At 55.5% G+C, this 25,189-nt stretch carries 18 protein-coding genes and 4 pseudogenes; 6 read left to right on the top strand and 16 right to left on the bottom strand.

What is annotated here, in order from left to right; genetic code table 11:
* Positions 1-28 precede the first annotated feature (28 nt).
* From ACA051_RS30930 to ACA051_RS30945, 4 genes and pseudogenes are all read right to left on the bottom strand, one after another.
* Positions 29-1,324 (bottom strand): cytidine deaminase-like fold-containing protein, encoded by a 1,296-nt coding sequence (locus tag ACA051_RS30930; protein WP_497375741.1) that lies wholly within the window; start codon positions 1,322-1,324, stop codon positions 29-31.
* Positions 1,325-5,500, bottom strand: a complete 4,176-nt coding sequence (locus ACA051_RS30935; protein ID WP_497375742.1) for a two-partner secretion domain-containing protein — start codon at positions 5,498-5,500, stop codon at positions 1,325-1,327.
* A gap of 9 nt (positions 5,501-5,509) precedes the next feature.
* Positions 5,510-5,950 carry a DUF4810 domain-containing protein gene (locus tag ACA051_RS30940; RefSeq protein WP_497375744.1) on the bottom strand — a complete coding sequence of 147 codons (441 nt, stop codon included), beginning with the start codon at positions 5,948-5,950 and terminating at the stop codon, positions 5,510-5,512.
* Positions 5,951-6,084: 134 nt separating this feature from the next.
* Positions 6,085-7,799: pseudogene (locus tag ACA051_RS30945) on the bottom strand (ShlB/FhaC/HecB family hemolysin secretion/activation protein).
* Positions 7,800-8,350: 551 nt separating this feature from the next.
* Here ACA051_RS30945 and ACA051_RS30950 point away from each other — a divergent pair.
* The 3 genes from ACA051_RS30950 (at position 8,351) to ACA051_RS30960 (ending at position 11,505) form a co-directional block, all read left to right on the top strand.
* Positions 8,351-8,656, top strand: coding sequence for a hypothetical protein (locus ACA051_RS30950; protein WP_497375746.1), 306 nt, complete (start codon positions 8,351-8,353; stop codon positions 8,654-8,656).
* A gap of 1,615 nt (positions 8,657-10,271) precedes the next feature.
* Complete coding sequence (locus ACA051_RS30955) at positions 10,272-10,817, top strand: hypothetical protein (RefSeq protein ID WP_497375748.1); 546 nt, start codon at positions 10,272-10,274, stop codon at positions 10,815-10,817.
* A 235-nt stretch (positions 10,818-11,052) separates the two neighbouring features.
* The gene (locus ACA051_RS30960) at positions 11,053-11,505 is read left to right on the top strand and encodes a hypothetical protein (RefSeq protein WP_497375750.1); all 453 of its coding nucleotides are present in this window, start codon (positions 11,053-11,055) and stop codon (positions 11,503-11,505) included.
* A 209-nt stretch (positions 11,506-11,714) separates the two neighbouring features.
* On the opposite strand, the pseudogene ACA051_RS30965 reads toward ACA051_RS30960, so the two are convergent.
* The 4 genes and pseudogenes from ACA051_RS30965 to tnpB (ACA051_RS30980) form a co-directional block, all read right to left on the bottom strand.
* Positions 11,715-11,996 (bottom strand): annotated as a pseudogene (locus ACA051_RS30965) (IS66 family transposase); the annotation flags it as partial.
* 42 nt (positions 11,997-12,038) lie between these two features.
* On the bottom strand, positions 12,039-12,956 hold the full coding sequence (locus tag ACA051_RS30970) for a recombinase family protein (RefSeq protein WP_497375752.1): 918 nt from the start codon (positions 12,954-12,956) through the stop codon (positions 12,039-12,041).
* Between the two features lie 151 nt (positions 12,957-13,107).
* Positions 13,108-14,640: an IS66 family transposase gene (gene tnpC, locus ACA051_RS30975; RefSeq protein WP_497370753.1), complete on the bottom strand. Its 1,533-nt coding sequence runs from the start codon at positions 14,638-14,640 to the stop codon at positions 13,108-13,110.
* Between the two features lie 18 nt (positions 14,641-14,658).
* Positions 14,659-15,018 (bottom strand): IS66 family insertion sequence element accessory protein TnpB, encoded by a 360-nt coding sequence (gene tnpB / locus ACA051_RS30980; RefSeq protein WP_024647222.1) that lies wholly within the window; start codon positions 15,016-15,018, stop codon positions 14,659-14,661.
* Positions 15,019-15,023: 5 nt separating this feature from the next.
* Here tnpB (ACA051_RS30980) and ACA051_RS30985 point away from each other — a divergent pair, with 5 nt between their 5' ends.
* Positions 15,024-15,575, top strand: a complete 552-nt coding sequence (locus ACA051_RS30985; RefSeq protein WP_497375754.1) for an integrase core domain-containing protein — start codon at positions 15,024-15,026, stop codon at positions 15,573-15,575.
* Positions 15,576-15,879: 304 nt separating this feature from the next.
* On the opposite strand, the gene ACA051_RS30990 is transcribed toward ACA051_RS30985, so the two are convergent.
* The 4 genes from ACA051_RS30990 to ACA051_RS31005 all read right to left on the bottom strand — a co-directional run bounded on the left by ACA051_RS30990 (position 15,880) and on the right by ACA051_RS31005 (position 19,326).
* Positions 15,880-16,719 (bottom strand): hypothetical protein, encoded by an 840-nt coding sequence (locus ACA051_RS30990; RefSeq protein WP_497375756.1) that lies wholly within the window; start codon positions 16,717-16,719, stop codon positions 15,880-15,882.
* Positions 16,720-17,027: 308 nt separating this feature from the next.
* Positions 17,028-17,444, bottom strand: coding sequence for a hypothetical protein (locus ACA051_RS30995; protein WP_497375758.1), 417 nt, complete (start codon positions 17,442-17,444; stop codon positions 17,028-17,030).
* Between the two features lie 1,235 nt (positions 17,445-18,679).
* The gene (locus tag ACA051_RS31000; protein WP_497375760.1) at positions 18,680-18,901 is read right to left on the bottom strand and encodes a topoisomerase DNA-binding C4 zinc finger domain-containing protein; all 222 of its coding nucleotides are present in this window, start codon (positions 18,899-18,901) and stop codon (positions 18,680-18,682) included.
* Between the two features lie 26 nt (positions 18,902-18,927).
* Positions 18,928-19,326, bottom strand: coding sequence for a topoisomerase C-terminal repeat-containing protein (locus tag ACA051_RS31005; RefSeq protein ID WP_497375762.1), 399 nt, complete (start codon positions 19,324-19,326; stop codon positions 18,928-18,930).
* 339 nt (positions 19,327-19,665) lie between these two features.
* Here ACA051_RS31005 and ACA051_RS31010 point away from each other — a divergent pair, with 339 nt between their 5' ends.
* The gene (locus ACA051_RS31010; protein WP_497375764.1) at positions 19,666-20,532 is read left to right on the top strand and encodes a hypothetical protein; all 867 of its coding nucleotides are present in this window, start codon (positions 19,666-19,668) and stop codon (positions 20,530-20,532) included.
* A 99-nt stretch (positions 20,533-20,631) separates the two neighbouring features.
* Positions 20,632-21,449, top strand: a pseudogene (locus tag ACA051_RS31015) (transposase); the annotation flags it as partial.
* A gap of 33 nt (positions 21,450-21,482) precedes the next feature.
* On the opposite strand, the gene tnpC (ACA051_RS31020) reads toward ACA051_RS31015, so the two are convergent.
* From tnpC (ACA051_RS31020) to ACA051_RS31035, 4 genes and pseudogenes are all read right to left on the bottom strand, one after another.
* Positions 21,483-23,030, bottom strand: coding sequence for an IS66 family transposase (gene tnpC / locus ACA051_RS31020; RefSeq protein ID WP_497375766.1), 1,548 nt, complete (start codon positions 23,028-23,030; stop codon positions 21,483-21,485).
* 61 nt (positions 23,031-23,091) lie between these two features.
* Positions 23,092-23,427: an IS66 family insertion sequence element accessory protein TnpB gene (gene tnpB, locus ACA051_RS31025; RefSeq protein WP_083359309.1), complete on the bottom strand. Its 336-nt coding sequence runs from the start codon at positions 23,425-23,427 to the stop codon at positions 23,092-23,094.
* The gene (gene tnpA / locus ACA051_RS31030) at positions 23,424-23,747 is read right to left on the bottom strand and encodes an IS66-like element accessory protein TnpA (protein ID WP_197679976.1); all 324 of its coding nucleotides are present in this window, start codon (positions 23,745-23,747) and stop codon (positions 23,424-23,426) included. The genes tnpB (ACA051_RS31025) and tnpA overlap by 4 nt, the downstream gene beginning before the upstream one ends.
* Positions 23,748-23,758: 11 nt before the next feature.
* Positions 23,759-25,023 (bottom strand): annotated as a pseudogene (locus tag ACA051_RS31035) (IS3 family transposase).
* Positions 25,024-25,189: the final 166 nt, after the last annotated feature.

Consider the following 25,189-nt stretch of genomic DNA (forward strand, 5'->3'; position numbering starts at 1 on the left):
CCGAATTCCAGTAATAAATTTATGGAAGTCAGGTAGTATTATCTACAGCCTGGACAGTAAGAGATCTCAATCCGGCCTTTTCCGCGGCAGCAGCAATGTCACCTTTGCAATAACCGCACACATCTTTTCCAGCAACAGTCATGGACATTTTTGCACCAGCGGTTTTGCCAGAATTATATGCCTGCTGGATGACGCCAATCTCTGTGTGAGCATTTGCCATATTTCCATTCGGGTAATTCTTTCCTGCATTAGCCGCAGTTTTATCTGCGACCCTATCCGCAATCAAAGTAAGTTGGGTTGGGTCTGCTTGGGAGATAGGCCTAGCAGTCTGGTTAACATCTTTGAAGGTTTCTCCGCCAATTTGCCCTTCCGCTGCCACTTGGGGAGGAACACCTTTTGCAGCCAGCGCTTCCTGCCCCATAACAGTGCCAATCTGATCAGCCGTCAGTTTAGTCTCTGTGTTCGCTTCAATCTCCATCAAACCACGAAGATTGCTCAGTTCCTGGGCAGTCAATCCTCCCGCTGCGGCGCCTAGGCCAGCGGGAAGCGCCTCCGACATGCCAACATCAGCAGTCCAGATCGCCACTTCATTCGCGCACAATACTGGGTTGGCGGCGCAAGTCGTCGCTCCTGCTACGGCCCACTCTCCCAGCAGAGGAATCAGTTCAGGAGCCACAACGATGACACCCGCTGCCGCCAAAGTTTTCACTGCATTGGCCGGGTCGCCTGGTGGAAGGTGGTCAATGGCTGTTCGCGAGTTGGCATTGAGCCAGTCGCTGGTATTTTTACGCATGAAATCAGCCACAATGCTCGAGTCGCTGTTTAGATACAGCGCACTCAAGGCATGAGAGCCTTCATCAATTTCAGCCCGAATTTGCGCACAGTTACCTGTCGCGTCACAGTTATTGAGCCTCTCCGTGTTAGCCGTATCGCGCTGGGCAAACTCCGCCCGAACCGCATCGCAATGGCCTGTTGGTTGACATTCACTCAGCGCTTTTTCCAGGTCCTTTACGTCCTGGTGATTCAGGTAGTTATATTGCGTACCGCTCTGCGCAACCCATGATCCCCTTTGCAGCTTATTGCTATCCGCATCTGGGTCTTGAGCAGCGGTCACCAGCAATCCCACCAACTGCGAGTTCATCGTCAGCAGGCGGTCTCGTTCCTCTTGGGGTAAGCTGGCATAGCTTTTGGCCATGTCATCGACCAGGGCTTCATTGACCCCGGCGGCCAAGGCGCCCGTTTTAAAGTCACTGCCTGCGGCCAACGCAGCTAAGCCCCCCATCAGCGCATGCAAACCGATCTTGGCCAGACTGCCATTAGGCAATCAGGTATCCCCGACCAAATTGAAACCGTAAGCAGCGAATGCGTTGACCAAACTGTTTTGCAAGGCATCGCCCTGGCTACTATCGCGGCCCAAGGCTATATTGAGCAAGGCAGATGTTGTGTTTTGCAGTGCCTGGTTCGCAGCAAACTGGCTGATGGCTTCCAGACTGCTCAGACCACCGGGAGCGGGCACCGTGACCTTACCGGTGTTGGCCAAGGCCCCACTGGTGGAATCGGTCAAGGGTATCCCAGCGCTGGTCTCGGTTCCCGTCCAACCGTTAAACACCCCGGCAGCGAGACCTGCGGTCACGCCGGCGATGATGTAGTTTTTCATGCTCTCGCTGCTGAACGTATCCGCGAAGGTCGAACCCAGGTTGCCTTTGTTATTGATCGAACTGACAGTGGTGTTGCCGGCCATCGCGGTCAGCACCGAAGTGGCAATAATGTTGCCCAGCCCGGCCGCCGTTCCCACTGTCGCGGCAGCCATGATGCCACCAGCCCCCACTGCGCTGCCCGCGGATGCCGCCAGTGCACTGGCGGCTCCAGCTGTTAAGGCCGCCACCACAATGATGATGGCCAGCATAGCTCCGGCACCGAGGCCGGAACTGCTGTAGTCAAAGGAGTCGTGAATCTCTTTGACCTGCTGCCAATTCACATCACCGCGGGCTTCTGCATCCTTCAACCTCGCTAGGCTCGGGTCGGCCTGCACCATGGTGTCGATGGTTTCACTCACCGACTTCTGGTCGATCTGCTTGAAGTCGATGTGCAAGCCGTTGACCGCATTGATAACGGTCTGACCGTTGGCCGTCAGCTCACTCCGGCGCAGTGTTTCATCGATGTTGCCCTTACCCTTGGCCGATTGCCACGCCAGATCGCTGCTGCTCTTCTCGTGGCTCTCCTGGTGCAGATCCTTCAGAGCCGCGACCTGTTCGACGGTTAGGCTGACGCCGACCGACAGATTCAGCGCGTCCTTGCTGGCGATCGCGTTGTCCATCAGGTAGCGGAACTGCGCCTCATCGGAGGTTTCACCCTCCAGAAAACGCTGCCCGGTGCGAGCGACAATGGCTTGCCAGATCAGGGTCTGTTCGTAGAAGCCATCACCCAGACGCCGGGCGCTTTGGTCGGGGTCGTAGCCGAGGGCACCGAGCAGGTAGTCCGAGCTCATGAACTGCTTGAGGTCGGTCAGGACCGGGTTGGTTTCAATCAGGTACTTCTGTGGGTGGGAGCCGCCACTGCTGGTGGGCACGCCGCGTACCCGTGCCACGCTGGTGCCGGCATCCTGGTGCTGGCCAATCAGCAGGTTGGCCCCGCCTAAGGTCCAGCTCTGGGGTCCGGTGCTACCAGTTGAGGAGTCCTGTTCACTCAGGCGGAACAAACCGTTTTGCCCGGTGGGCAGGCTGAAGCCCGGCAGCGTCGTGGGATTGACCTGCTGTTGTGCCAGGTCCGGAGACAGTTGCTGATTAAGCGAAACGGGGGTGGAATAAGCGCTGCCCGCCGTATCGGTATTGGTCTTAGTACCGCTGCCGACATAGGTATAACCGGCGCGGACGGTGCTGTTGTCGAAATTGTTCTGGGTGGTGATGTTGACCGCGCCTGCCGCTTGAATCACCGCTGCATAGGATTGGTCGCCCGTCGACAGTTTGGTCGTGGTGTTGAATTCGGTGAGCTCGCGCTCCGTCATGGCGATGAAGTTGGCAATTGCCGCATCAATGCCACCCAGGTTGTTGGGGTCGTAGTGAGCGCTTTGATACCAGTACTGATCGGTGATCCCTGCGGCGGCGTTGTACAGGTTGCTGGCGTTGTTGGTCCGCTCGCTCATGAATTGGCGGGTGTACTCGGTGTCGCTGGTTTCGACGCCGCTGTTGGTCAGGTTATTCAGCACCGCCGTCAGATTGCCGCTGGTGGCGATAGTGCTGCTCGCATTGAGCAAGTTGCCGCCAGTGAGGCTGAGGTTGCCACCGGCAGTGATGCTGGAAGCGGCGCTCGCAGCGGTGACTTCCAGTTTTTCGCGGGTCACGATCTCCCAAGCGTGGTTTTGTTTGCCACTGCAGTCGCCGGCGTTGACGCCTTCGATGCAGGTGAGTTCGTAGGCTTGAGTGGTGTAGATCCCGGCATTGTTCACGGTCAACAACGCCCGCACGTTCTGAATGGTGCTGGCCGCGAGGCTCATGGCGCCATCGCTCTGGATCGACGATGAACTGTTGATGATGCTGTTAGCCCAGCCGCCGTTGCCGTCGCGATCAATGCTCAGCTTGCCCAGGCTATAGACGTCGGCGTAGCTGTTGGTGAAGTCGGATACGCGCAACGACATATCACCGCCGCTGAAAATCAGACCGTGGTCGTTAAGCAAGGAAGGGGTGGTGACAGTGAGTGATTGCGCGCTGCCCAAGGTGCCGTAGTTAGCGAGGCTGTCGGCATTGAGGATCAGGTCACCACTGGAGGTGAGGCGCCCGTAGTTGATCAGCGGACCGCCGACGTTGAGGGTGGTCGTGCCTCCAGCGGCAATGCTGGCGGTGTTGCTCAGCGACACCTGATCGCTGTTCAGGGTCAGATCACCCGCCGCACTCAGGCGCCCGTTGCCCGAGTAAGCGCCGCCCAGCGTCAGGTGGATACTGCCGTCACTGGCAATCAGGCCGTCGTTGTTCCAGTTGACACCGGTACCGATGAGGCTGTCCGAGGCGAGCAACTGGCCGTCAGCAGTTTGGCTGAAGTTGTTCAGGTTAAGGGTCAGCCGTCCCGCCTGGATCACACTGCGGTTGGTCAAGCCATTACCGATGAGGCTCAATGCACCACGCGTGACCAGGCTGCCACCCGCCGCCATGGCCTGGCGGCTGTCGATGTCGAAGGTGCCAGTGCCGACGTGCAACACCGTACCGTTGGCGTTGAGAAGATTGCCGGTGGCGAGAATCAGGTCGGTGTTGGCGCTTTCCAAGGTGCCATTCTGGTTGTCGAACAGGCCGCCGATCTGGAAACGGGTTTGCCCGCTGGTGCCCAGGGCGCGCAGTTTGTCGCTCTGGTTATCGACGCTGGCGGCAGTGACGTTCAGGGTGCTGCCACTTTCAACAATGCCCAGGCGGTTGCTGAGGGCGCCGCTGAGGGCCAGGTCAATTTGATCACCGGCAATCTGGCCGTTGCTGTTGTCCAGCGAACTGCCGGTGAGATTGATCCCACCGGTGGCATAGAGGCCGCCGGTGGTGTTGTTAAAACTGCTGGTGTGAATCAGCGCGTCACCGGTTTGCGCGGCGAGACGCCCGGTTGTGTTGTCGATGCCGCCTTGTGCGGTGAGGTCCAGCGACTGGCCCTGCACAATGCCGCCCTGGCCGTTATTCAACATGCCGGACAGCCAGGCGCTGACCGCGCCGGTCAGGCTGGAGAGGACACCGCCCCGGTTATCGACGTTGCCAGCATTGAGCAACAGATCGTTGTTTTGCGCGATCAGGCGCCCCATTCGGTTATCGATGTCGCCCGTGAGGGTCAGCGCCAAAGCACCCTGGTTTTGCACGGTGCCAGAGGCATTGGCAAGGCTGGCGGCACTTAATTGCACGTCGACGTTGTTGGCATTCAGGCCGACGCCGTCAATCGATACGCTGCCACCGTCGACCTGGTAGTGGTCGAGGCCGCCGGCACCGTTCAACACCGGCTTGCCGGTGGTCAGGGTCACCCGAGGGGTGATGATGAAGCCGCAGCCGTTGCAGCTAATGCCGTAAGGGTTGGCGACGATCAGGCGGGCCGATTGCCCCGCTACTTCCGTGTAGCCGTTGAGCTGGCTCGGGCGACCGCCATTGACCTCGTTGAGGATGATTTGCGCGGCGGTACCGTTGAGGTTCGGGTTACCCTGAATGATCCCGCCCAGCTGCGTCGGCTGCGTGCGCACCGTGGCATTGTTGAGAATGACCCTGTTGGCGCCGACGTTGTAGTCCTGGAACTGGTTGTGCGACAGACCGCTGGCATTAGGGGCGGCAATGTTGACGATGGGCACGCTATTGCCGGCGTGGACCAAGGACGTGCCCGGTCCACTGACCGCAATGCCGTCAGCCTGCGCCCAGATGGGCTGCCAGAACATGACGTTTGCCAGCAAGAACGCCAGTCCACGCTTGGGCATGCCCAAAAACTGCTCACGCGGCACGACGGCGGCCGAGGGCTGAGATACTGGCAAGGTCAACTGGCGAACGTCCATGTGAATCACTCAAAAAATAAGGGGCCGCGCATCACTGCGAAGAAAGGCAAGAATCAACGAAAACCGCTCAAGACTGGAATCGTTGCGTGCGGGGGACTCAATCAGCGCATCCGGTGGACCGGGTGCATCGACCGGCTCAGGCTGCTCCACCGCCTTGGCGTTGTTCATCAGGTCGTTCATGACAGCGGTCGAGTCTGGAAAAGGGTCCTGTTCCGCCTTGAGCCGCTGACGCATTTGCTCGGTTTTACCCAGGTTGAAATACAACAGGCCTAGCTGGGCGTAGTAACCGGGCGGCACTACACCGCCTTCTGCCTTGATGTCCTCAACGTCGGCCTCCAGGATCTCGATCAGCTCTTGTGCCGCATCCTCCTGGTATTGCAGATGCGCCGGGGGGTAATAACCGTCCCAGGCGGGGCGCCTCGATTTTTGTTTGCAGCCCATCAGGGTCATAACCATCAGCAGCAAGACCCAAGCGAGACACCAGGTTCTCGATGTATTGCCCATGATGTGTAGTGCCCTCTATCGCTCATTTTTATTGTTTGTATGGCTTCAGGTACCGCGACCGCCGGCCTCTACCTAGCGGACTACAAAGAAACTCCCAGGCTGAAATAGATCGGCGCCTCGTGCTCGGTCAGCGCCTCGGGGCGCTCCAATGAATGGGCAAAGGTCACGCTGGCGACAGGTACTGACCGCGCGCAAACAGCTCCCATGAATTGCTGGACAGGCGGCCATGCTGATCACCGTTGTAATGACCATGGGTGATCACGCCTTGGTCATAACCGAGGCTGGTGCCGTATTCGGCGAACACCGGGTGTAGCCATTCCAACGTTACGGGACGGCTCCAACGCAGGTCGTTGCGCCAGTAGCCGCCGCTGTCACCGGACAAGGATTGGTCCTGGTAACCGCGAATCAACGACAGGCCGAGGCTGGTGCGTTGTGGGCTAAACAACACGTCTTCACTGTGCTGGCCGGTCATCAGGCTGCTGAAGCTGAAGGCCTCGTCCCACACCTTGAACGGTTGCAGGTAGCTCAAGGTGGCGGTGTATTTGCGGTAACGGGCGTCGGGTTCGCCGGGACCGGGATCGTGATTGGCTTGTGCATCGAACGCGCCGATCCCGTCCTGCATGCCCACGTCCAGGTTGACGAAGGCACTGCCGATGCGCCGACCATGGTTGAGGCCAACCTGCGCTTCGCTGATGCGGTTACTGCTCAGGGCCAGTTTGCTGTCTTCAATGAAGTTGTTGCTGCGCAAGGTCGACACCCCGGCGCTGAGCGAGGTCTTGCTCATCGCATCGCGATGGATCACCCGCTCGGCGCGCAGCTGATGGGTCTGGCTGTCGCCGGTTTGTTTGAAATTAAAGCCGTTGGCCTCGGCCAGCGAGCGGTACTCGCTCTGGCTGTAGCTGTAACTGAAGTTCCACCAGCCCCACGGCAAGTTGTAATAGAGCATGGCGTTTTGAGAGGTGTGCTGGTGATCGCTCACCGCATCATGGCCGCCGCGCAACGACAGTTGATCCGCCAGACCCAACGGGCTGTCCCAATCGAAGGTCGTGCCCCATTGCTGCTGGCCGGTGCTTTTCTGCCCGTCGTTGCTGCGTGAAAACCCCGCACGCCAAGGCTTTTGCGGGGTGTTCTTGACCAGCACCTCACTGCCGCCGACGTCTTTGCCGGGGGCCAACTCCATCTGCGCCTGATACGACGGCAAGCGGTTGAGTTGATCGACCAGCTGTTCGATTTCACGCAGGTTGACCAAGTCGCCGGTTTTGCCGGGAAAGGCCATGGCCAGTTCACGGTCCGACAGCTGGCTGCCGTCCGCGCCTTTCAGTCCTTCGAGCTTGCCCTCGACTACCAGTACCTTCAGGTGCCCACCGGACAGATCCTGTTGTGGCAAGTAAGCACGGCTGGTGACCAGGCCGTTGTCGATGTAGTGATCGGTGATGACCTTCAGCAGTTCGTTGAGCTGGGTGACGCCCAGGCATTGGCCGATGTAGGGTTTGAGCAGACGCCCGCGCTCACCGGCGGACAGGCTGTCGGCCCCCTTCAGCTCGATGTCTTTGATCGAGAAGCAACGGGTGTCGACCGGTGCCACGGGTGGGGTGGGCTGAGCTGCTTTACCCGGCAGCGTCTTGAGTTCTTCGAGCCGGCGTTGCTGCTGTTCCAGCAAGCGTTCCTGCCGTTCGCGAATCAGGCCCTGGTCACCAGGATTGGGCTCGGGAGCGGCCTGGGCTGAACCGAGTGCACTCAAGCCACCCAATAGCGCCCACGAAAACAACCTCTTGTTGAGGTGATTTGCCCGCATACCAACCCCATCCCTGATGTGTAAGCTTGGCTTGATCGGGCCAAATTAGTGGTTAAGCACACCCGGCTATTGATCAAACCGAAGGCGCTTTAAAAACGCCAAGTATTGGGACTGCCGACATAAGTAGATGTAGGAATTTTCTGAAAAGGACGCAGGGTTTCCCCGCAAAAATAATGTGCGCTTGCGCGAGTGCAGCTCGTTTTAGAAGCGCCAGCATCGGTTAGCAGGGCATGACAAGGCCGTCACAGCCAGATAATCATCAGGCGCGGCACGGATATCAGCCAGTGAAAAGAAATCAAAAGTTGATTTTTTACAACTAGAGAGATTTAAAAAGCATCTCCATTTAACGGCATCAAAATAAAGATAAAGGTTTTCCCCCTGAGAAGATCGCCCGCTTGCGCCAATCTTATGACCGAACGCGCCAGCGATATCAGTGCGGCAGCGTCAAAGGGTGTACCAGGCTGTGAGGTCGGACGGGGACGCCGATGATTTAACAACGAGTAAATATGACAGATCCTGAATTTCAATGAGCCTTTTGACATGGACTGATCATGTACTTCACTGCCTGTACCCTTCTGCTTGCCCTGGCGTCCTACAAGATGATGAGGCCGATATTGCTCGGAGACATTCACGGCTTCCATCGGTCGTTTGTGTGGGCAGTAGCACCTTTGATGATGGGTGCCCCAATCTGGTCGTCATTCTATGACGCCTACATGTTTCAGTCGGGTGGGGGGCTGACGGCGACGCAAGGAACCGTCTCGGTGATCATCTCCCTGGTCGGAGCCTCTTTGATCGTCCTTCAAGCCATGTATGGGCTTTTTCGGATTTGGAGGACTGACAAGGCCGCGTATTTCTGATCGATGAGGGTTTGTGTCATAGGCATTTGTTTAGGCGGTGTTGGAGCTGTCGCCGCTGGTAAACAGTTCTCCTTTGTCGACTCTCATTCTGGCATGGTGAATTTCGGAGTTTTCGCTCGGAAGTGCATGACATGAAGTGCGAAAGCGACATCATTATTGCCAATTATGTTGAGGGAGAGCCTGCCAAATATCGGTGCCCAACTGGATTTCTCTTTAACCAATTTGGTGGGGCGCCCTTTGCGCCTTGGCCAGATTACACCGAGGGCTCAAGCGCCGACCTCGGTCAGGCGCTCGGCGAAGTCATGCGAACCAGCATCGGACCTGACGCCATCGAGTAGAGGCAAGAAAACCCACTCACCTTTAGCGCAATAGGGAGATTGTTATGCCTGAAGATTCAAACCCACCCGTGAACCTCGACGATGTGCTCGCCAGGATGGCTAAGTCTTTTCCGCACCAAATTGTCACTGTGACTCAGGACATTCGAATGCTCAAAAGCGGAGCAGTGGAACAAAGGAAGGGGGCCAGCCAATCACGGTCGGGTCCAGACTGCAGGAGAAAGTCGATCTTCCACCTCGCTGAGTACTGGCATAAGTAGACGCAAATGCCCACAGTTCAACAAATCACGCTCCAGGTTAACCAATGCCTACAGTCCTCTATCACGATACGCCTCCTTCACAGCAAGTGACTCACCAAGTTCTGCAAATGGTGGTGACTTACTTAAGTAAGCAGAGACCTATTTGAAGACAGCGTTCAGGCACTGCCAATCGATAACCTCAGAAAAAAGCAAAAATAATAATTTAAGCCGCTATATCGGCAATTTAAGGTGTCAACTGATACTCATGACGTGCTCACGAATGCAGTCACAAACACACTGCGGTAGGAGGCTAGTTGACATAAAGGAGTTGAAACGGAAACAAACGAAAGGTAGTAGTGAGGGCTGGACGAGCGAAGCGCTCCGTCACCGGCTCAGAGATAACTGGTACGCACTACGCTTCAGTCAGTTCTACCGGTTGCCTCTCGCTTGCCAACTGGGTCATAGCGTTCATGTAGGGCGTCAGGTGACGGAACTACTTCTTGAAGACGGGGCGAAAATAGTTAAGGCCTGGCCCACCGCTCGGGGTATTCAGGAACCGATTGATGGACAACGCCGCGGGTCAGTTGATGTGGATCGAAAAGATCAAGCCCCCTTTGCCGTGGGAGTTAGTCACCCCGTCTTTGGCGTGAATCGCTTGCGCCTGGCGAATGAAGGCTAGGACGCATGAGCATCGATGAGCTGTTTAGGTGGCGAGGATCTATTATCCATTCAGCGGCCTTTTGAAGGCTAGTGTGAGCAGGAACCGGTGCGATCGTCGCGATTGGACCTCACTACTCGCTTCGAGGTAGACCGTACCCAGCCATACGCAATCATCGGCCGTACCAACGCCAAACTGTTTGCCAGCGCGGTAGCCTAGCTTGGCACCAAGCGTTTGCACTTCGTTGGTGGCGGCCCAGATCCGAAAGGACCTGAAGCTGTAGATCTGCGCCAGGGTAGGGCCGGGGCATTCGTGTCACCGGCCCGCCTGAGCATGGCACGCCTTGGCGCAATGGCGATACCTGTACCGAGGAGGTAGGAGAGATGGCAAGCAACGAGGCTCTGACAAATCGTTCGATCGGCATTCTGGTCAACCTGTCCGCCCGGCTTGATGAAACCGGCCGCGAGTGCGATGACGACCGGGTGCAGCTGACCGCCAATCTGCGCTTGGCCGCTGCCGCTGGCGCCGCCGCATTGTCCCAACGCTCGAAGCGATCTACGACGTTCGCCAACGACACCGGTAGCCCGAATGTGAAGTTGGTGAAGTCGGCGGCGAGTTGGCTGGATCAACTCAAACAGGCCAAAGGGTTCCATGGCGATGTGACGGCGGCGGAGTTCCTGAGCGTAAGCCCAACCCAGTTTTCACGCTGGCGCACCGGCAAGGACCTGCTCGACAACTACCACGCCTGGCAGGTCGCTACCGCGCTGAATGTGAATCCCATGGCGATCATCGGCAGCGTGAACTTTCACCATGCGCGAGATTCCGACCGTACCCGGTGGTTGGCCATGCGCTCGACCGTAATCGACGCCGAGCTGCCACCGGTGCCAGAGGCAGGATTCCCCCTCGATCGCCCGCTGCGGTACCGGTAAGCCTAAAGCGATCTTGCTGCGCTTGAGCCAAACCCACCGCCTTCTGAACGGTGAGCATCTGGCGAGTTTGTGTGAGCTGTACGGCGAGAGCCTGAATACTCCAGGCCGAGGCAAGAAGTCGGGTCGGAAGGGCGCCCGAACTGCTGAGCCGGCGCCGCAGGCTGTCCAGTCCGTATTTCTGTAATCCGGCTTTGGCTTTTGTGGCCAAGGCTTCATTTTCACTGGCGGAGTACAAATGTTCTCTTTTTCATTTTTGCGGCATTTGACCGGCATTTTTCTACCTGCAACGGCAGAAACGGGCCCAGCGGTACTTGAGCAAGGATCAGCAGCACCGATCAGGGAAGATCGGTATCGCCTGCCCGTGTACGTGGAATTGGCCATCTGGTTTGAAGACACTTCAAAAGACCTTGGGCGGTTGTGGCCAGTCAAAGCTGTCCCGGCGAAGGGAATGGACGAGGAATGGTTCGATGCTGTGCTGGGTGATGCGGTGGTTATCGAACGGCGTCATGTGACCGAAGGCTTGCTGTCTGGAGCTAAGGTCAGAGTCCATGCAGGCGACTACTGCCAATTTACATCGGTTCTGATGAAGGTCAGTGAACGCGTAGGCACCATTCCCTGGATACGCAATCTTGCAGAACCGGATTACGCAAATTTCTGGCAAAGCCGGAAGCATCTATTTTCGGAGTAATGATTCGCCATCTGTGACGGAGCAAAAGCAGCGCCGACTTGACCAATTGTGCCATCCGAACCATCAAGCACTAACGATGGCACATCTGGGGAACGGCAACTCCCCTGAATTCAGGGGCGGCAGCGGCTTTAAAGGTCCGTCACTAACGATGGCACATTTCAACACCGCCGAGCGGTCCCGGCGCCGGTGAGCCCGGACCACCCGAAACGATGTACCGAACAACCCCATGAGCGATCTGCGTCGTTCTCGGTCACGCCGAGTTCAAAGCGGGCCTTGTAACCGCCAAAATCATCGCAGACCAACTTACCTTTCCAGCCTTGCAGGAAGTTGCGAGCATGCTCACCGGCGCGGCTGGGGCTGAAGTCGTATACGACAGCGGCTGTTTAGCAGAACTGGCTGGTGGCGTAAGCCCAAACATAAGAACGGTGGGTTTTCTTCGAGCCCGGAGCCAGCATCTGCACCGGTGTTTCATCGGCATGCACGACCTGTTGCCGGGGTTTGGGGAGCAATGGAACCAAAAACCAACGTAAGCCCTACCACCGCCGTTCAGAGCCTTCTTCCCAGGCATCCGCCTCGATAAAGCAATTACGCATCTCGGCCTCTTGGCTGATCTCGATCAGCAGATCATGTACCGTCTTATCCAGTGCCTCATCGTTGCGATATGGGATGCTCAGCGCGTAGTTGCCCGACTCCAGCGGCTTCATGCCATAGGGTTCCAGGCAGTAACGCTCGATGTAATCCTTTGCCCGCTTTTTGCCACGCACGAACTTACTGTTGTTCTCGACGGCCAGACGCAATATGACCGACGCGATCCGTTCGGCATCGTCCACTACCGGTGGGGCTGTTATGCCAAGATGCTGGGAGATTTTTGCAGATGCGCCGATCGTTATGCCGCGATGCCGGAGGTAGCGGTAAAGCGTGCTTTTGGAAATGTGCAGTCTCTTGCCAATGGCGCTCACGCTTAGCCGACCCTCTCGATACAGCGTTTCTGCGGCCATAGCCGTCGCTTCCGCTTGAGCGGGCAGCCCCTTCGGACGGCCACCGACTCGACCACGTGACCGTGCAGCGGACAAGCCTGCTTGTGTGCGCTCACGGATCAATTCGCGCTCGAACTCTGCCAGCGAAGCGAACAGGTTGAACACAAAGCGGCCTTGTGCGTGAGTGGTGTCGATGGGGTCATTCAAACTTTGCAGTCCAACGTTGCGAGCGGCCAATTCACCGACCAATTCCACCAGGTGCTTGAGCGAACGTCCCAGACGATCCAGCTTCCAAATCACCACGGCATCACCGGCCCGCACATGAGCCAATAATTTATCCAATTCCGGACGCGCGCTTTTTGAGCCACTGGCAACGTCTTGATAGATCCGCTCGCACCCTGCCTTTTTCAGAGCATCGATCTGGAGGTCAGCGTTCTGATCCCGAGTGCTCACCCGCGCATAGCCAATTTTCATCAAAAGTACCGTTTACTCAACAGAGAAATTTAAAATAGAACCTTGATTAACGATACCAGTATTTAAAACCATAATGAGAGCTAACTCAGAGATGAGTAGGTGTTTCGTAAGCGCTCCATAAAACCCACCTAGTCAAAGGTGGGCGGTGCGGTTAGCTATGAGATTGGGGTGCGCATTTCCAAGGTAGCAGGGCTTCGTAATCTTCCACCGAAGCCGCCATTGGCAGGCGCTCAAGTGCGTGGCGCAGCCACGCATAGGGCTCTTGGCCGTTGGCTTTAGCAGTCTCGACCAAGCTGTAAAGTTGAGCGCTAGCCGTCGCCCCTTTTGGCGTGTCGCTAAACAACCAGTTTTTTCTTCCGATAACGAACGGCCGTATTGCACGTTCTGCGGCGTTGTTGTCGATGGGCAAGTAACCTTCCTCGACGTACCGCTCGAGTTTGTTCCAGTTGTTTGCCAAGTAGCTGACGGCTTTGCCCAATGCGTTCTGTGTAGTCACGTACGGCAGCGTCTTTAGCATCCAGTCTTTCAGTTGACTCAGCACGCTGGCGCTCAACTCCTGGCGGCCTCTTTTCCGCGCCTCATCACCACTCCGTTTGTAGGCGATCTCGATGCCATATAGTTTACTGATCAACTTCAATGCGATGTCGGCCCGTCCTGTCTTGCCCTTGGGCTGTACTTTTTGCGCTTCGACAAATTTACGCCGTGCGTGAGCCCAACACCCTAAACGTTCAACTCCGGCCTGTGCTCCCAGCGCGTTGTAACCCGCGTAATCGTCAGTCATGACGTAGCCGCGATAACCTTCGAGCAGGCGCGACGGTACCTCCTGCGCTCGGCTGGTGGAGTAGTCGAAAAGGATCACCGGTTTGTCTGGCGGGCCGCCGGTTTGCACCCACATCCAGGACTGACTGCTCGGCTCTCGGTCAGGCTCTTTCAACACCTGTACGCGTGTTTCATCGCAGTGGATGACACGGCTGGCCAACAGGCTATCGCGCATTAAATTCAGCAGCGGCTGGAAGTGCTCGCCGCACTGGATAACCCAGCGAGCCAGGGTCTGGCGCGGAATATCGATGCCGTGGCGGCCTAGTACTTTTTCAAAACGGTGAAGCGGCAGACCGTCCACGTACTTGGTGGTCAGCAGCATCGCCAGAACACTTGGGCTGGCCATGCTTTTTTCAATCAGTTGAGCCGGCTTATCCGCAGTGACCGGTGCGGTCTCACAATCGCGGCAGCCATAAACTTTGCGCACATGTTTGATAACGCGAATCTGCATCGGCACGATTTCAAGCTGCTCGCTGACTTCTTCGCCAATGGCGTGTTTGCGGCAGCCGCAAACGCAAGTCAGTTCATCCTCGGGAAGTTCGTGGATGACTTCGATACGTGGCAGGTCGGCGGGCAGCGGCTTTCGTTTACCGCGACGCCTGGCTGGACCGACGACCTCTTCTTCAGCGTCTTCGCCGACGGGTTCGGCGATGCTTTCAGTTTCGTTGAAAAGAGCTAACTGCGGCGTGGCCGGATCGGCTGTTTGTTCGGACTTGCGTCCGAACAGGCGCTGACGCAGCAGCGCGTTTTCTTCTTCAAGATGAACAATACGGCCCTTGTTAGACTCGCGCTCAAGCAGCATTTGCTCTAGCAATTGCTTGAGCAGCGCAGGATCGTCAGGAAGATCTTTGGGCATTGAAATCATGCCCTGGATTATAACGAATCAGGCCACGAATCGCGGCGTCAAAACCTGATGAGGACGGTTACGCCAGAGGTCGAAACCGTCGAGCATCCAGTTGAGTTCCTGAACAGTTAGGACAATCGCCTCGTCGGTGGCATCGGGCGATGTTTTGAATCGCTCAGATTCAAGGCGCTTGAGCCAAAGGCAGAAGCCGTTGCGCTCCCAGTACAAAATCTTCACGCGGTTGCGCGGTTTGTTGAGGAAGACGAAGAGCACCGGGTCAAACACGGCGACCTTGATGTCCAGCTCGACCAGCGCAGCCAGGCCATCAATTGATTTTCGGAAGTCGACGGGCTTGGGGTACAGATACACTTTTTCGACTTTTGCGTCGGGTCGCATCATGGCGGATGGGCTCCAGAAAGGAATCGGGAGCACAGCATCCGGGATCAATTGGCGGCTTTGAATGTGGGGTTCATGGAGCGGTTACCCTAAATTTAAGTGCACACCATGTCCCGGCTTTGCGGGGTTGGGTAGATGACTTGGCCGGACGCATACGTTGGGTGGCCAGCCCGACCGGGTACAGCGGCGACGATATCCGCGATCTGATGCTGGAAGCGGTGGAAACACGCTTCGGTGAAGAACCACCTGCCACCCCGGTGCAATGGCTGAGCGATAACGGCTCGGCCTACATCGCTGAGCAGACACGCCAGTTTGCCCGACAGATTGGCTTGCAGCCGGTGACGACACCGGTGCGCAGCCCGCAAAGCAATGGAATGGCCGAGAGCTTCGTCAAAACGATGAAGCGCGACTACGTCGCCCACATGCCCAAACCTGACCGGGAAACAGCCTTGCGAAACCTGACAATTGCCTTTGAGCATTACAACGAGGAGCATCCGCACAGCGCGCTGAAATACCGTTCACCACGGGAGTTTGGGCGTTTGGCAGCGGCATCAATTTAACGGGGTGCAGGTGTCCGGTTTGATAGGGGCCAGTCCAGTTCCGTCTGGGGGCGAAATGACACCCTAAGCGATTTCACGTAAGACCACAGGGTAAAGGTTCACTCAATCAGAAGCGCTATGGAATGCATCAGCTGGGAGAAAGACCGCGTCTGACGCCGTGGTTGCCGCGCACTTTCATTGCCCTCAGTCCCCCAACTGCTGGTTGCAGTTAATGTGAGCACGTAGTAATGGAGTGGAAGCATGCGTCGATGAATGCAAGCACAGTTGCAGCTAACTTTAAGCAAAAATCGGAAGTTTGTGAGCATTATTGTCTTTGCCGCCCTTGATTTGCTGACTTCTTTTGCTTAATTATATAAAGCACGTCGTTAGCTGAAAACAGCGCATACTTCAAATTCTGGTGCGTGAAATAGGCAAAACTAACAAGCAAGCTTTCTTTTGGTGGGAACACTTTGTTTTTAAACTCAGTTGTCGACAGGGAGCCTTTGTTTTTAAATTTCAGAATACTTCCACCTATCGCCACATTGTAATATCCCATCCCGCCCCAGCTGTAAAACATACTGCAGCCGACCTGATTTGTAGCGCAATACTTTTCATATTTAAGTTTTTGAAAATAAGGTATCGTAATATTGCTTGGTGGAATATAGCGTCCGAAGAAACGTTCATTGCTGGTAAAATTCTCGAACAAAGTATTATTGAAGCCAGACAAAGGTCGTCCATACCCATCTTCAGTTAATGAGTTTCCATATAACATGTACCATTTACCTGTACTTCTTAGGTAGTACACTTTGGCTATACGTTTTTTGTTTTTTCCTTCTGAGACATTTTCCCATGTTTCAACGTCATCCAGATATGCACTTTTCATGACAATATCGCTATAGTGCTCGCGGACCTTGTCTTCGTTCCAGTTTCGATCGGCATTAATTTCAATAAACGGTCTTTTTATATTGCTACCATTCAATGACCAGGTCGTATAATATCCCAGCTCTTTATTTACCAAAAAATTATTACCAACCCATTCTTCGTCACCGGTGGCATCAGCGATCAAGTAACTCATCATAAACTGATGAGTATCAATAATTTTTCCCGAAGGGTCCAATTTATAGAAGGAAGTTTGACGATGGTCGTCGTCAATTTTCGCAGTCACTTTAATGATGACATTGTTTGTATCTTCGTCAAACTTGTGTTCAGTCGGGCCGGAGGAGCCTTTGAATTTTTCAATGGTAAAATTTCCGAACTACGAAACTTCATCAATGCCCTTGTAATCTGCAAACTCGGCTGGTAGTGGTTCGGGTTTTTCGATGAAGTCCACACTGTCGCAACTTGCCAATAGCGCACAAGTTAGAATAGTTACTACTATGGTAATGCATTTCACAAAATCATCTCGCTTAATTGGCAATAAATATTATTTTGGTTGTCGCTGGTTTAATCAAAGTCTGTGAGTTACGATATTCCTTACGTTTCTTTCGGAAGAATTATTAGGCTGACAAAAAAAGAAAATAGGCTTCCGACAATAAAAACATGTATGGGGAAGGACCATGCGCTAATGGGCTTGCCGGAATCAGTTCCGTAGCCTGACTCCTCTCCAGTGCCGAATAATATGAGAGACCAAAGAGTTACCGTGATGCCTGTGAAGAACGAGACAAAAAGCAGAGAAAGAATTGTTTTATGTAATTGTAAATAGGAAAATAAAATACCGAGGAGCAACCCATAGGCGCCATAAACCATTGTAATAGCGCCTACTTCAGCTAGCGCATTGGTAACTAGAGTGTCTATAGACGTGTATTCCTGAATAAACCCATGAATAAGGCCAAGTATCGATGGGCAAAGCGCAAAACCAACAACGACTCTGGCGCGCGGGCATGAGATCATTTTTTACTTTCTCTTTTTGTATCAAGCCAACTGGAATAATTATAATTTTCTGTTTTTACTTACTCGGATTATATGCGATGGGCGGTGGGCGGTGTTCTCCGCGTCACACATACAAGGCCGCCCCGGTGAGGATTCTCAAATCCAGGGATGGCGGGCGTGGCCAAGGCAGCTGACCTCGAAACTGAAATGGCCTCAGTCAATTCCGCTGGTGACTGACCACGGCTGTCCGATAACCGCTGGGGAAAATTCGGGCCGCAGCCCTGTGCCGAGCTCAGCGGCAAGCAGAGACTTAGGCAAAACAAATGGCGAGGCCAGTGAGGTAAAAACACTCGAACCTCGTTAAACGGGGTTTCCGGTCCTGCGATTTTCCTAGTCTCGCGCCCCCCCACCTAAATGGGATTGAACTATAGGCTCCGGGTCACCGATTTAATGTAGGAATTTTCTGAATTTACCCTTGTATGGTGGCATTCATCTGATGAACGCTTGATGCATTAACCGCCAGTACAAACAATGAGCACACGAAGGGAACGCAACCTTACGGCGCTAAAGGCTAGTTTTGTCAGCTCATGTCGAATTTGCAAGGTTACTGTTGTCAGCAAGGCGCGATTTACCCCATTCGGAATCGGTTTTTCCTTACCCAATACTTTTCCGAGGTCAGGATAAAAGTTCGCGAATTAAGGCGCGCTACTGAATGCGTCAAGCGACGCGCCGATTGTGCCAAACGCCAAACGCCAAACGCCAAATCCAGCTTCGATGAGTTCTTCGCTCGCTCAGGCATTGGCGTTCAATCGGCTCACGGCCCGATGATGCAAAGACCCAAGGTCGGCGGGCTTATCCTGGGCGGGGGGCAAGCGAGGGCTGATTGATGCCGGTGAGTACGGAGTTGTTTTTAATACTTGTCGCCACTGTTTTGGAACATATCTGGATCAGGCTGACGACTATTACTGGAGGCGGAGGCAGCAGTCGAAAACCTTAGCGTACGATTTTTTCCGAATTCTGTGGGCGCCCCTCTAAAGGCTTGCCTCCAAACTCCACCAGCGTGAACACCAGCCACCAAAAACCAAAGACAAGACAAGACAAGACAAGACAAGACAGGCCGCTCGGATGATTCTGTTGTTTGCGTTCACAAAAACACCTCATCAGGCATCTGTTGGGAATTGGATGTTTGGTCAGGCTTTAGGGGCGCGGGGCCGGCGCAGGTGATGATTTCGGTACCGGTGTTCCGTCATTATCCTTCAGGGTGTTGTTGCAGCCGCCGCCCCCTTAACAAATCCGCTGCATCCCCAGAAGGGAGATTTATCGGCGTTCCGCAAGTACATGGGCTTACCGCACTCTGGGCATTCATGGGCCCTAGGCCGCTCGATTGGATCTCCGTTGCGATCGTTCATTGTGTGCTTGCACGAATCCCTGTCAGAGCATCCCCAGAAAAACCCAGTAGCGGTTTTGATCCGGCGCATGGAGCCCTGACATTTCGGGCAGGTCACTACATTGCCCTTCGAATCCTTGGTGTTGGCGGTCGGATCGAAATAGAATTCCGCCTTGCCGTCATCAAGAAGCCGTAATCCAGCTTCGAATTTTTTCCAGAATTTGTGCTGACAAAACCCTTCAGGCCAAGCACCAGTTTCTCTGCCAGTAAGGTCTCCGCTTCTGAAACCTTGAGGGTCCGCTTGGCAATTTCACGCCAGATCGAAAAACCGCACTGCATAGCGCAGGCGAACGTCTTGGCTTGGACTTCCACGGCGCCACCGCACTTTGGGCATGGGGCATTGAGTTCCTTGACGGTGATGCCGGCATACTTTTCTTTGATGGTGTCGAAAATCTGGATCGTCAGTTCGGACAGCTCCTGTTTGAAGGTCGCCCGGCTGTACTGGCCCTTCTCCATCAAACGCAGTTTCTGCTCCCATTCACCGGTGAGGATCGGCGGTCAGTGCCTGGATGTTGTTCTCCAGTAGGAACCGGTACAGGGCGTCTCTCTATCCCTCGGATGCGCCTTCTATTTTGAGGGCATTTTCTCCTCTAACCTCCCCTATTAGGGGGGACCTCCCTCAATGTTGAGGTTTAAAAACTGGGCAGTGAGTCTCTTGTTTCACATGAACAAGAGATTGAATCTTGTTGTTAATTGTGTAGAATTAATTTTCACATATAATGGCATTTCCCTGCTTTATTTATACAAGGGGCGCCCACACTTCGACCCCAACGCGAACACACTGGAGCCGTAACCATGACAAAACCTAGCGACAAGAAACCAAGTGGCTCTACGCAAGGGCGGTCTCGCGCTTCAGCAAAAAATGTAGATTCGACTCCTGCTAGTCCAACCGAAACAAAAAAGCCGCAGAGCAAGCCTCGGGCTCCATCAAAAAAACCGGTAGCTGCTAGCACTGCAAAAGCTTCTACACCTAAAGCTACTCCGGCTAAAGAAAAGACCACTTCAAGAGTGCGCTCTTCCGCCGCGGCAAAGAAGCCTGCTCCTGAAACGGCAACAGTAGCTGCGAGTACCGTCGAGCCGGCTAAAACCAACCCGAAAGTTAGAATTTCGGCGGTAGCTAAAAAGGCGTTAGCGGATGCCCAGTTGGCGCGAGAAGCGCAGACGGCTGCGGAAGCAGGATTGACGAACGACGATGAGACCTCGCCCCGTGATCGCAATAAAATCGAAGGCGCTCGTCTGATCAAAATGATCAAAAAGGCCATTGTAGAGCGCGGCCTTCAGGATAGAGCGATCGCCGATATCGTCGGCGTGACGCAGATCTACTGGAACTCATTGGCGAATGGCAACCGCCAAATCAAATCGCTGGGTAAAGAGAAGCTTCAAAAAATTGCTGAGTTTCTGGGCCTTCCTCTCATTCAGGTCTACCTCCTCGCAGAGCATTTCACTGCTGAAGATTTTTTCAATTCTAAGGACCTGAACGAACAACTTTGGCTGTCTATTCGGAAGATGCAGGAAGATCCTCAATGGGCCGGTTATGCGCCGAGTGCTGAAGAGTGGGAGCAAACACCGATCAACGTGCGGATTACACTGGTCTCTCTGTATGAGCGTGAGTCTAAACGTTATCTGATGGCCAAGGCCGAAGTAGAAGTACCAGGTAACTGAACGACTTCGCATGGCAACGTCCAACGGTATGGACGAGCCCCCTGAAAGACAGGACACCGTTTCCCCCTTAACATAAGGGATAGGCAAACGACTGTGTATATGACTAATAGAAACGATAAGGGTGGGGAGCTTTTGGGTCAGGAGCGGCGTCGCCGCTGGAGCCCGGAGCAAAAACTGGCCATGGTTCGCGAGAGCCTGCAACCGGGGCAAAGCGTCTCGGTGGTGGCTCGGCAGAATGGCGTTAATGCCAACCAGCTGTTTCAGTGGCGCAAGCTCTATCAGAGCGGCAGTCTCTCGGCCGTCAGTGCTGGCGAGAGCGTGGTGCCTGCTTCCGAGCTGACCGATGCGCTCAAGCAGATCAGGGAGCTACAGCGCATGCTCGGCAAGAAAACCATGCAGGTCGAGATCCTCCAGGAAGCTGTGGAGATTGCTCGGTCGCGAAAATGGATTGCGCACTCACCCTTGTTGCCGGGGGACGACCAGTGAAGCTGATCAGTGAAAGTCTCGGTGTAGCGCGCTCGCAGTTAACGGTTCGACTCAACCCTGCGGCACGGCCCGAGCGGCGTCGCCCTGCGCTGGACGATGCCGCACGGGTCGAAGAAATTCAGGCTGAAGTGAGTGAGCTGCCCAGCTATGGCTACCGCCGTGTGTGGGGGTTGCTGCGTCGTCGGCGTGAAAAGTAGAGTCAGGCGCCGATCAACGTCAAGCGGGTTTATCGCGTCATGCGCGATCATCAGTTGCTGCTGGAGCGACGGGTTAAACAACCGGGTGTGGCACGCCGTCACGAAGGCCGAATTGCCGTGGCCACCAGCGATACGCGGTGGTGCTCGGACGGGTTTGAGTTTCGCTGTGATGATAACGCCAAGCTGAGCGTGACCTTTGCCCTGGACTGTTGCGATCGTGAAGCCATCGGTTGGGTGGTATGCGTCCGGGCATCACGTCTTGCGTGATTAAACCGGCTGCCACTTATGCGGAAGCAGCTGCTCGATTTCACTCGCCCGCTGCGTCGGCAGGCGCGTGAGAACATCCTTTAGATAGGCGTACGGATCATGACCATTCAGCCGCGCAGACTGGATCAAGCTCATGATCGCCGCCGCCCTTTTTCCGCTGCGTAGCGATCCGGCGAAGAGCCAGTTCTTGCGTCCAAGGGCCCATGGTCGGATCTGGTTCTCCGCCCAATTATTATCAATGGGTACGGCCCCGTCATTGAGGTAGCGCGACAGCGCTGCCCAGCGTTTGAGGCTGTAATCGAGTGCTCTGCTGATGGCCGAACCTTCGGGCACAAGTTCACGCTGGGCAATCATCCAGGCATGCAGCCTATTCATCACCGGTGCGGCTTTTTCTTGCCGTATCCGGCATCGTAAATCCGGCTCCAGGTCACGCACTTCGCTCTCGATTTCGTACAACAACTGGATGTAGCGCAGCGCCTGCTCGGCGATCTGGCTCTTGTTCGTTGCGTGCAACTCGAAGAACTTGCGCCGGGCGTGGGCCATGCAGCCGATCTCGGTCACGCCGAGTTCGAAGCTGGCCTTATAACCGCCAAAATCGTCGCAGACCAACTTGCCTTTCCAGCCTTGCAGGAAGTTACGAGCATGCTCATCGGCGCGGCTGGGGCTGAAGTCATAAACGACAGCGGCTGTTTCGCAGAACTGGCTGGTGGCGTACGCCCAAACATAAGAGCGGTGGGTTTTCTTCGAGCCCGGAGCGAGCATTTGCACGGGTGTTTCATCCGCGTGCACGACCTGTTGCCCGATCACTACGTCACGCAAGGCATCGACCAAGGGCTGCAACTGCACGCCCGTCATGCCAACCCATTGGGCCAACGTCGAACGTGGAATCGCCAAGCCAGCCCGACCAAAAATCGATTCCTGACGGTAAAGAGGCAGGTGGTCGGCAAACTTGGCGATCATGACGTGGGCAAGCAGCCCGGCGGTCGGAATGCCCTTGTCGATGACCTGCGCCGGAACCGGCGCCTGGATCAGTGTTTCGCAGTCATCGCAAACCCACTTGCCACGAACATGGCGCTCAACGGTGAACACGCCCGGCGTGTAGTCCAGCTTTTCGCTGACATCTTCACCGATGCGCTTCAGTGCGCAGCCGCATGGGCAGTGAGTGTTGTCCGGTTCGTGATGGATCAACGTGCGCGGGAATTCTGCCGGCAATGCCGTGCGCTTGGGCTTTTGCTTTTTCTCGGTCGCCGCTGGTGCTATTTGCAACGCCTGAAGCTCGGCCTCAATCGCCGCAATATCGGTATCGATCAGGTCATCCAGCAGGCTGGCCTGCTCAGGATTCATCTGCTCACTGCGCTTGGCAAACTTCAAACGCTTGAGCTGTGCGATCTCGTGGGTCAGCTTCTCGATCACCGTTTGATCGCGGTTGATCTTCTTGCCCATGGTTTCGACCGTTCTGCCCATGGTCTCGACTTGCGACAGCAGCTGCGCAGCGAATGCACGCAGTTGGTCGGGAGTCATTTGATCGAGATTGGGCGAGGAAGTCATACCGTGGATTTTACCAAAGCAGACCGATTGCGGCAGCAAACCGAGATGCTAATTACAGTTTTTAAAGCAGCGTAATAGCTCCGCCAGACCCCACGCGTTGCCAAGGTAGGCCTAGTACCAAAGCCTGAAGTTGCTCGGTATCCAACTGCACTTCACTGCCTTGCCGAACGCCTGGCCAATGGAATTTACCTTGGTTCAAGCGACGTGCCGCCAGCCATACGCCAATCCCATCGTGTACCAGCACTTTCATCCGAGTCGCGCGGCGATTGGCAAACAGATAAGCGCAGTGCGGCTTCGCCGCACCGAACACCGCGACCACCCTCGCCAGCGCCGTTTCAGTGCCTGCGCGCATATCCATGGGCTCGGTGGCGAGCCAGATGGCGTCGATGCGGATCATCGCAACAGGTCTCGAAGGAAAGCGGCGCAGGCAGCAGCGCTATCGGTTGGCCAGTTCACTTTGACGGTGCCGCGTGGGTGCAGAATCTCAACGCTGATATTCGATGAAGATACGGGCGCCGTTGTTTGCATAGGCAATGGGATGAATGCTGGTTGAAGCGCCGTGCTTTTCTGCACTTGCACCCGAATCCATTTGTGAACGAGGTTTGCGTTAAGGCTATGGCTGAGGGCGATGCTGGCAATCGATGCGCCGGGTTGGGCACACTCTTGAATGACCTGGGCTTTGAAGGATTTGGAATACGAACGGCGTGTTGGCTGCATGAAATACCCGCTTAAAAGGCTAGAACTGGTGCCCACCTAAATTTAAGTGCACACCATGTCCCGGCTTTGCGGGGTTGGGTAGATGACTTGGCCGGACGCATACGGTATTTCAGCGCGCTGTGCGGATGCTCCTCGTTGTAATGCTCAAAGGCAATTGTCAGGTTTCGCAAGGCTGTTTCCCGGTCAGGTTTGGGCATGTGGGCGACGTAGTCGCGCTTCATCGTTTTGACGAAGCTCTCGGCCACTCCATTGCTTTGCGGGCTGCGCACCGGTGTCGTCACCGGCTGCAAGCCAATCTGTCGGGCAAACTGGCGTGTCTGCTCAGCGATGTAGGCCGAGCCGTTATCGCTCAGCCATTGCACCGGGGTGGCAGGTGGTTCTTCACCGAAGCGTGTTTCCACCGCTTCCAGCATCAGATCGCGGATATCGTCGCCGCTGTACCCGGTCGGGCTGGCCACCCAACCGATGGCTTCACGATCGCAACAGTCCAGGGCAAAGGTCACGCTCAGCTTGGCGTTATCATCACAGCGAAACTCAAACCCGTCCGAGCACCACCGCGTATCGCTGGTGGCCACGGCAATTCGGCCTTCGTGACGGCGTGCCACACCCGGTTGTTTAACCCGTCGCTCCAGCAGCAACTGATGATCGCGCATGACGCGATAAACCCGCTTGACGTTGATCGGCGCCTGACTCTACTTTTCACGCCGACGACGCAGCAACCCCCACACACGGCGGTAGCCATAGCTGGGCAGCTCACTCACTTCAGCCTGAATTTCTTCGACCCGTGCGGCATCGTCCAGCGCAGGGCGACGCCGCTCGGGCCGTGCCGCAGGGTTGAGTCGAACCGTTAACTGCGAGCGCGCTACACCGAGACTTTCACTGATCAGCTTCACTGGTCGTCCCCCGGCAACAAGGGTGAGTGCGCAATCCATTTTCGCGACCGAGCAATCTCCACAGCTTCCTGGAGGATCTCGACCTGCATGGTTTTCTTGCCGAGCATGCGCTGTAGCTCCCTGATCTGCTTGAGCGCATCGGTCAGCTCGGAAGCAGGCACCACGCTCTCGCCAGCACTGACGGCCGAGAGACTGCCGCTCTGATAGAGCTTGCGCCACTGAAACAGCTGGTTGGCATTAACGCCATTCTGCCGAGCCACCACCGAGACGCTTTGCCCCGGTTGCAGGCTCTCGCGAACCATGGCCAGTTTTTGCTCCGGGCTCCAGCGGCGACGCCGCTCCTGACCCAAAAGCTCCCCACCCTTATCGTTTCTATTAGTCATATACACAGTCGTTTGCCTATCCCTTATGTTAAGGGGGAAACGGTGTCCTGTCTTTCAGGGGGCTCGTCCAGATCGGCTGCAACAGTGTCGCCAAACACAAGTGTGGCTCGGCACTCTACAAGGCACGGGTCAAGCTAGTGGCGGTGTGACAGCGAGGGATGTGCAT

This window comes from Pseudomonas sp. LBUM1669 (assembly GCF_059695705.1).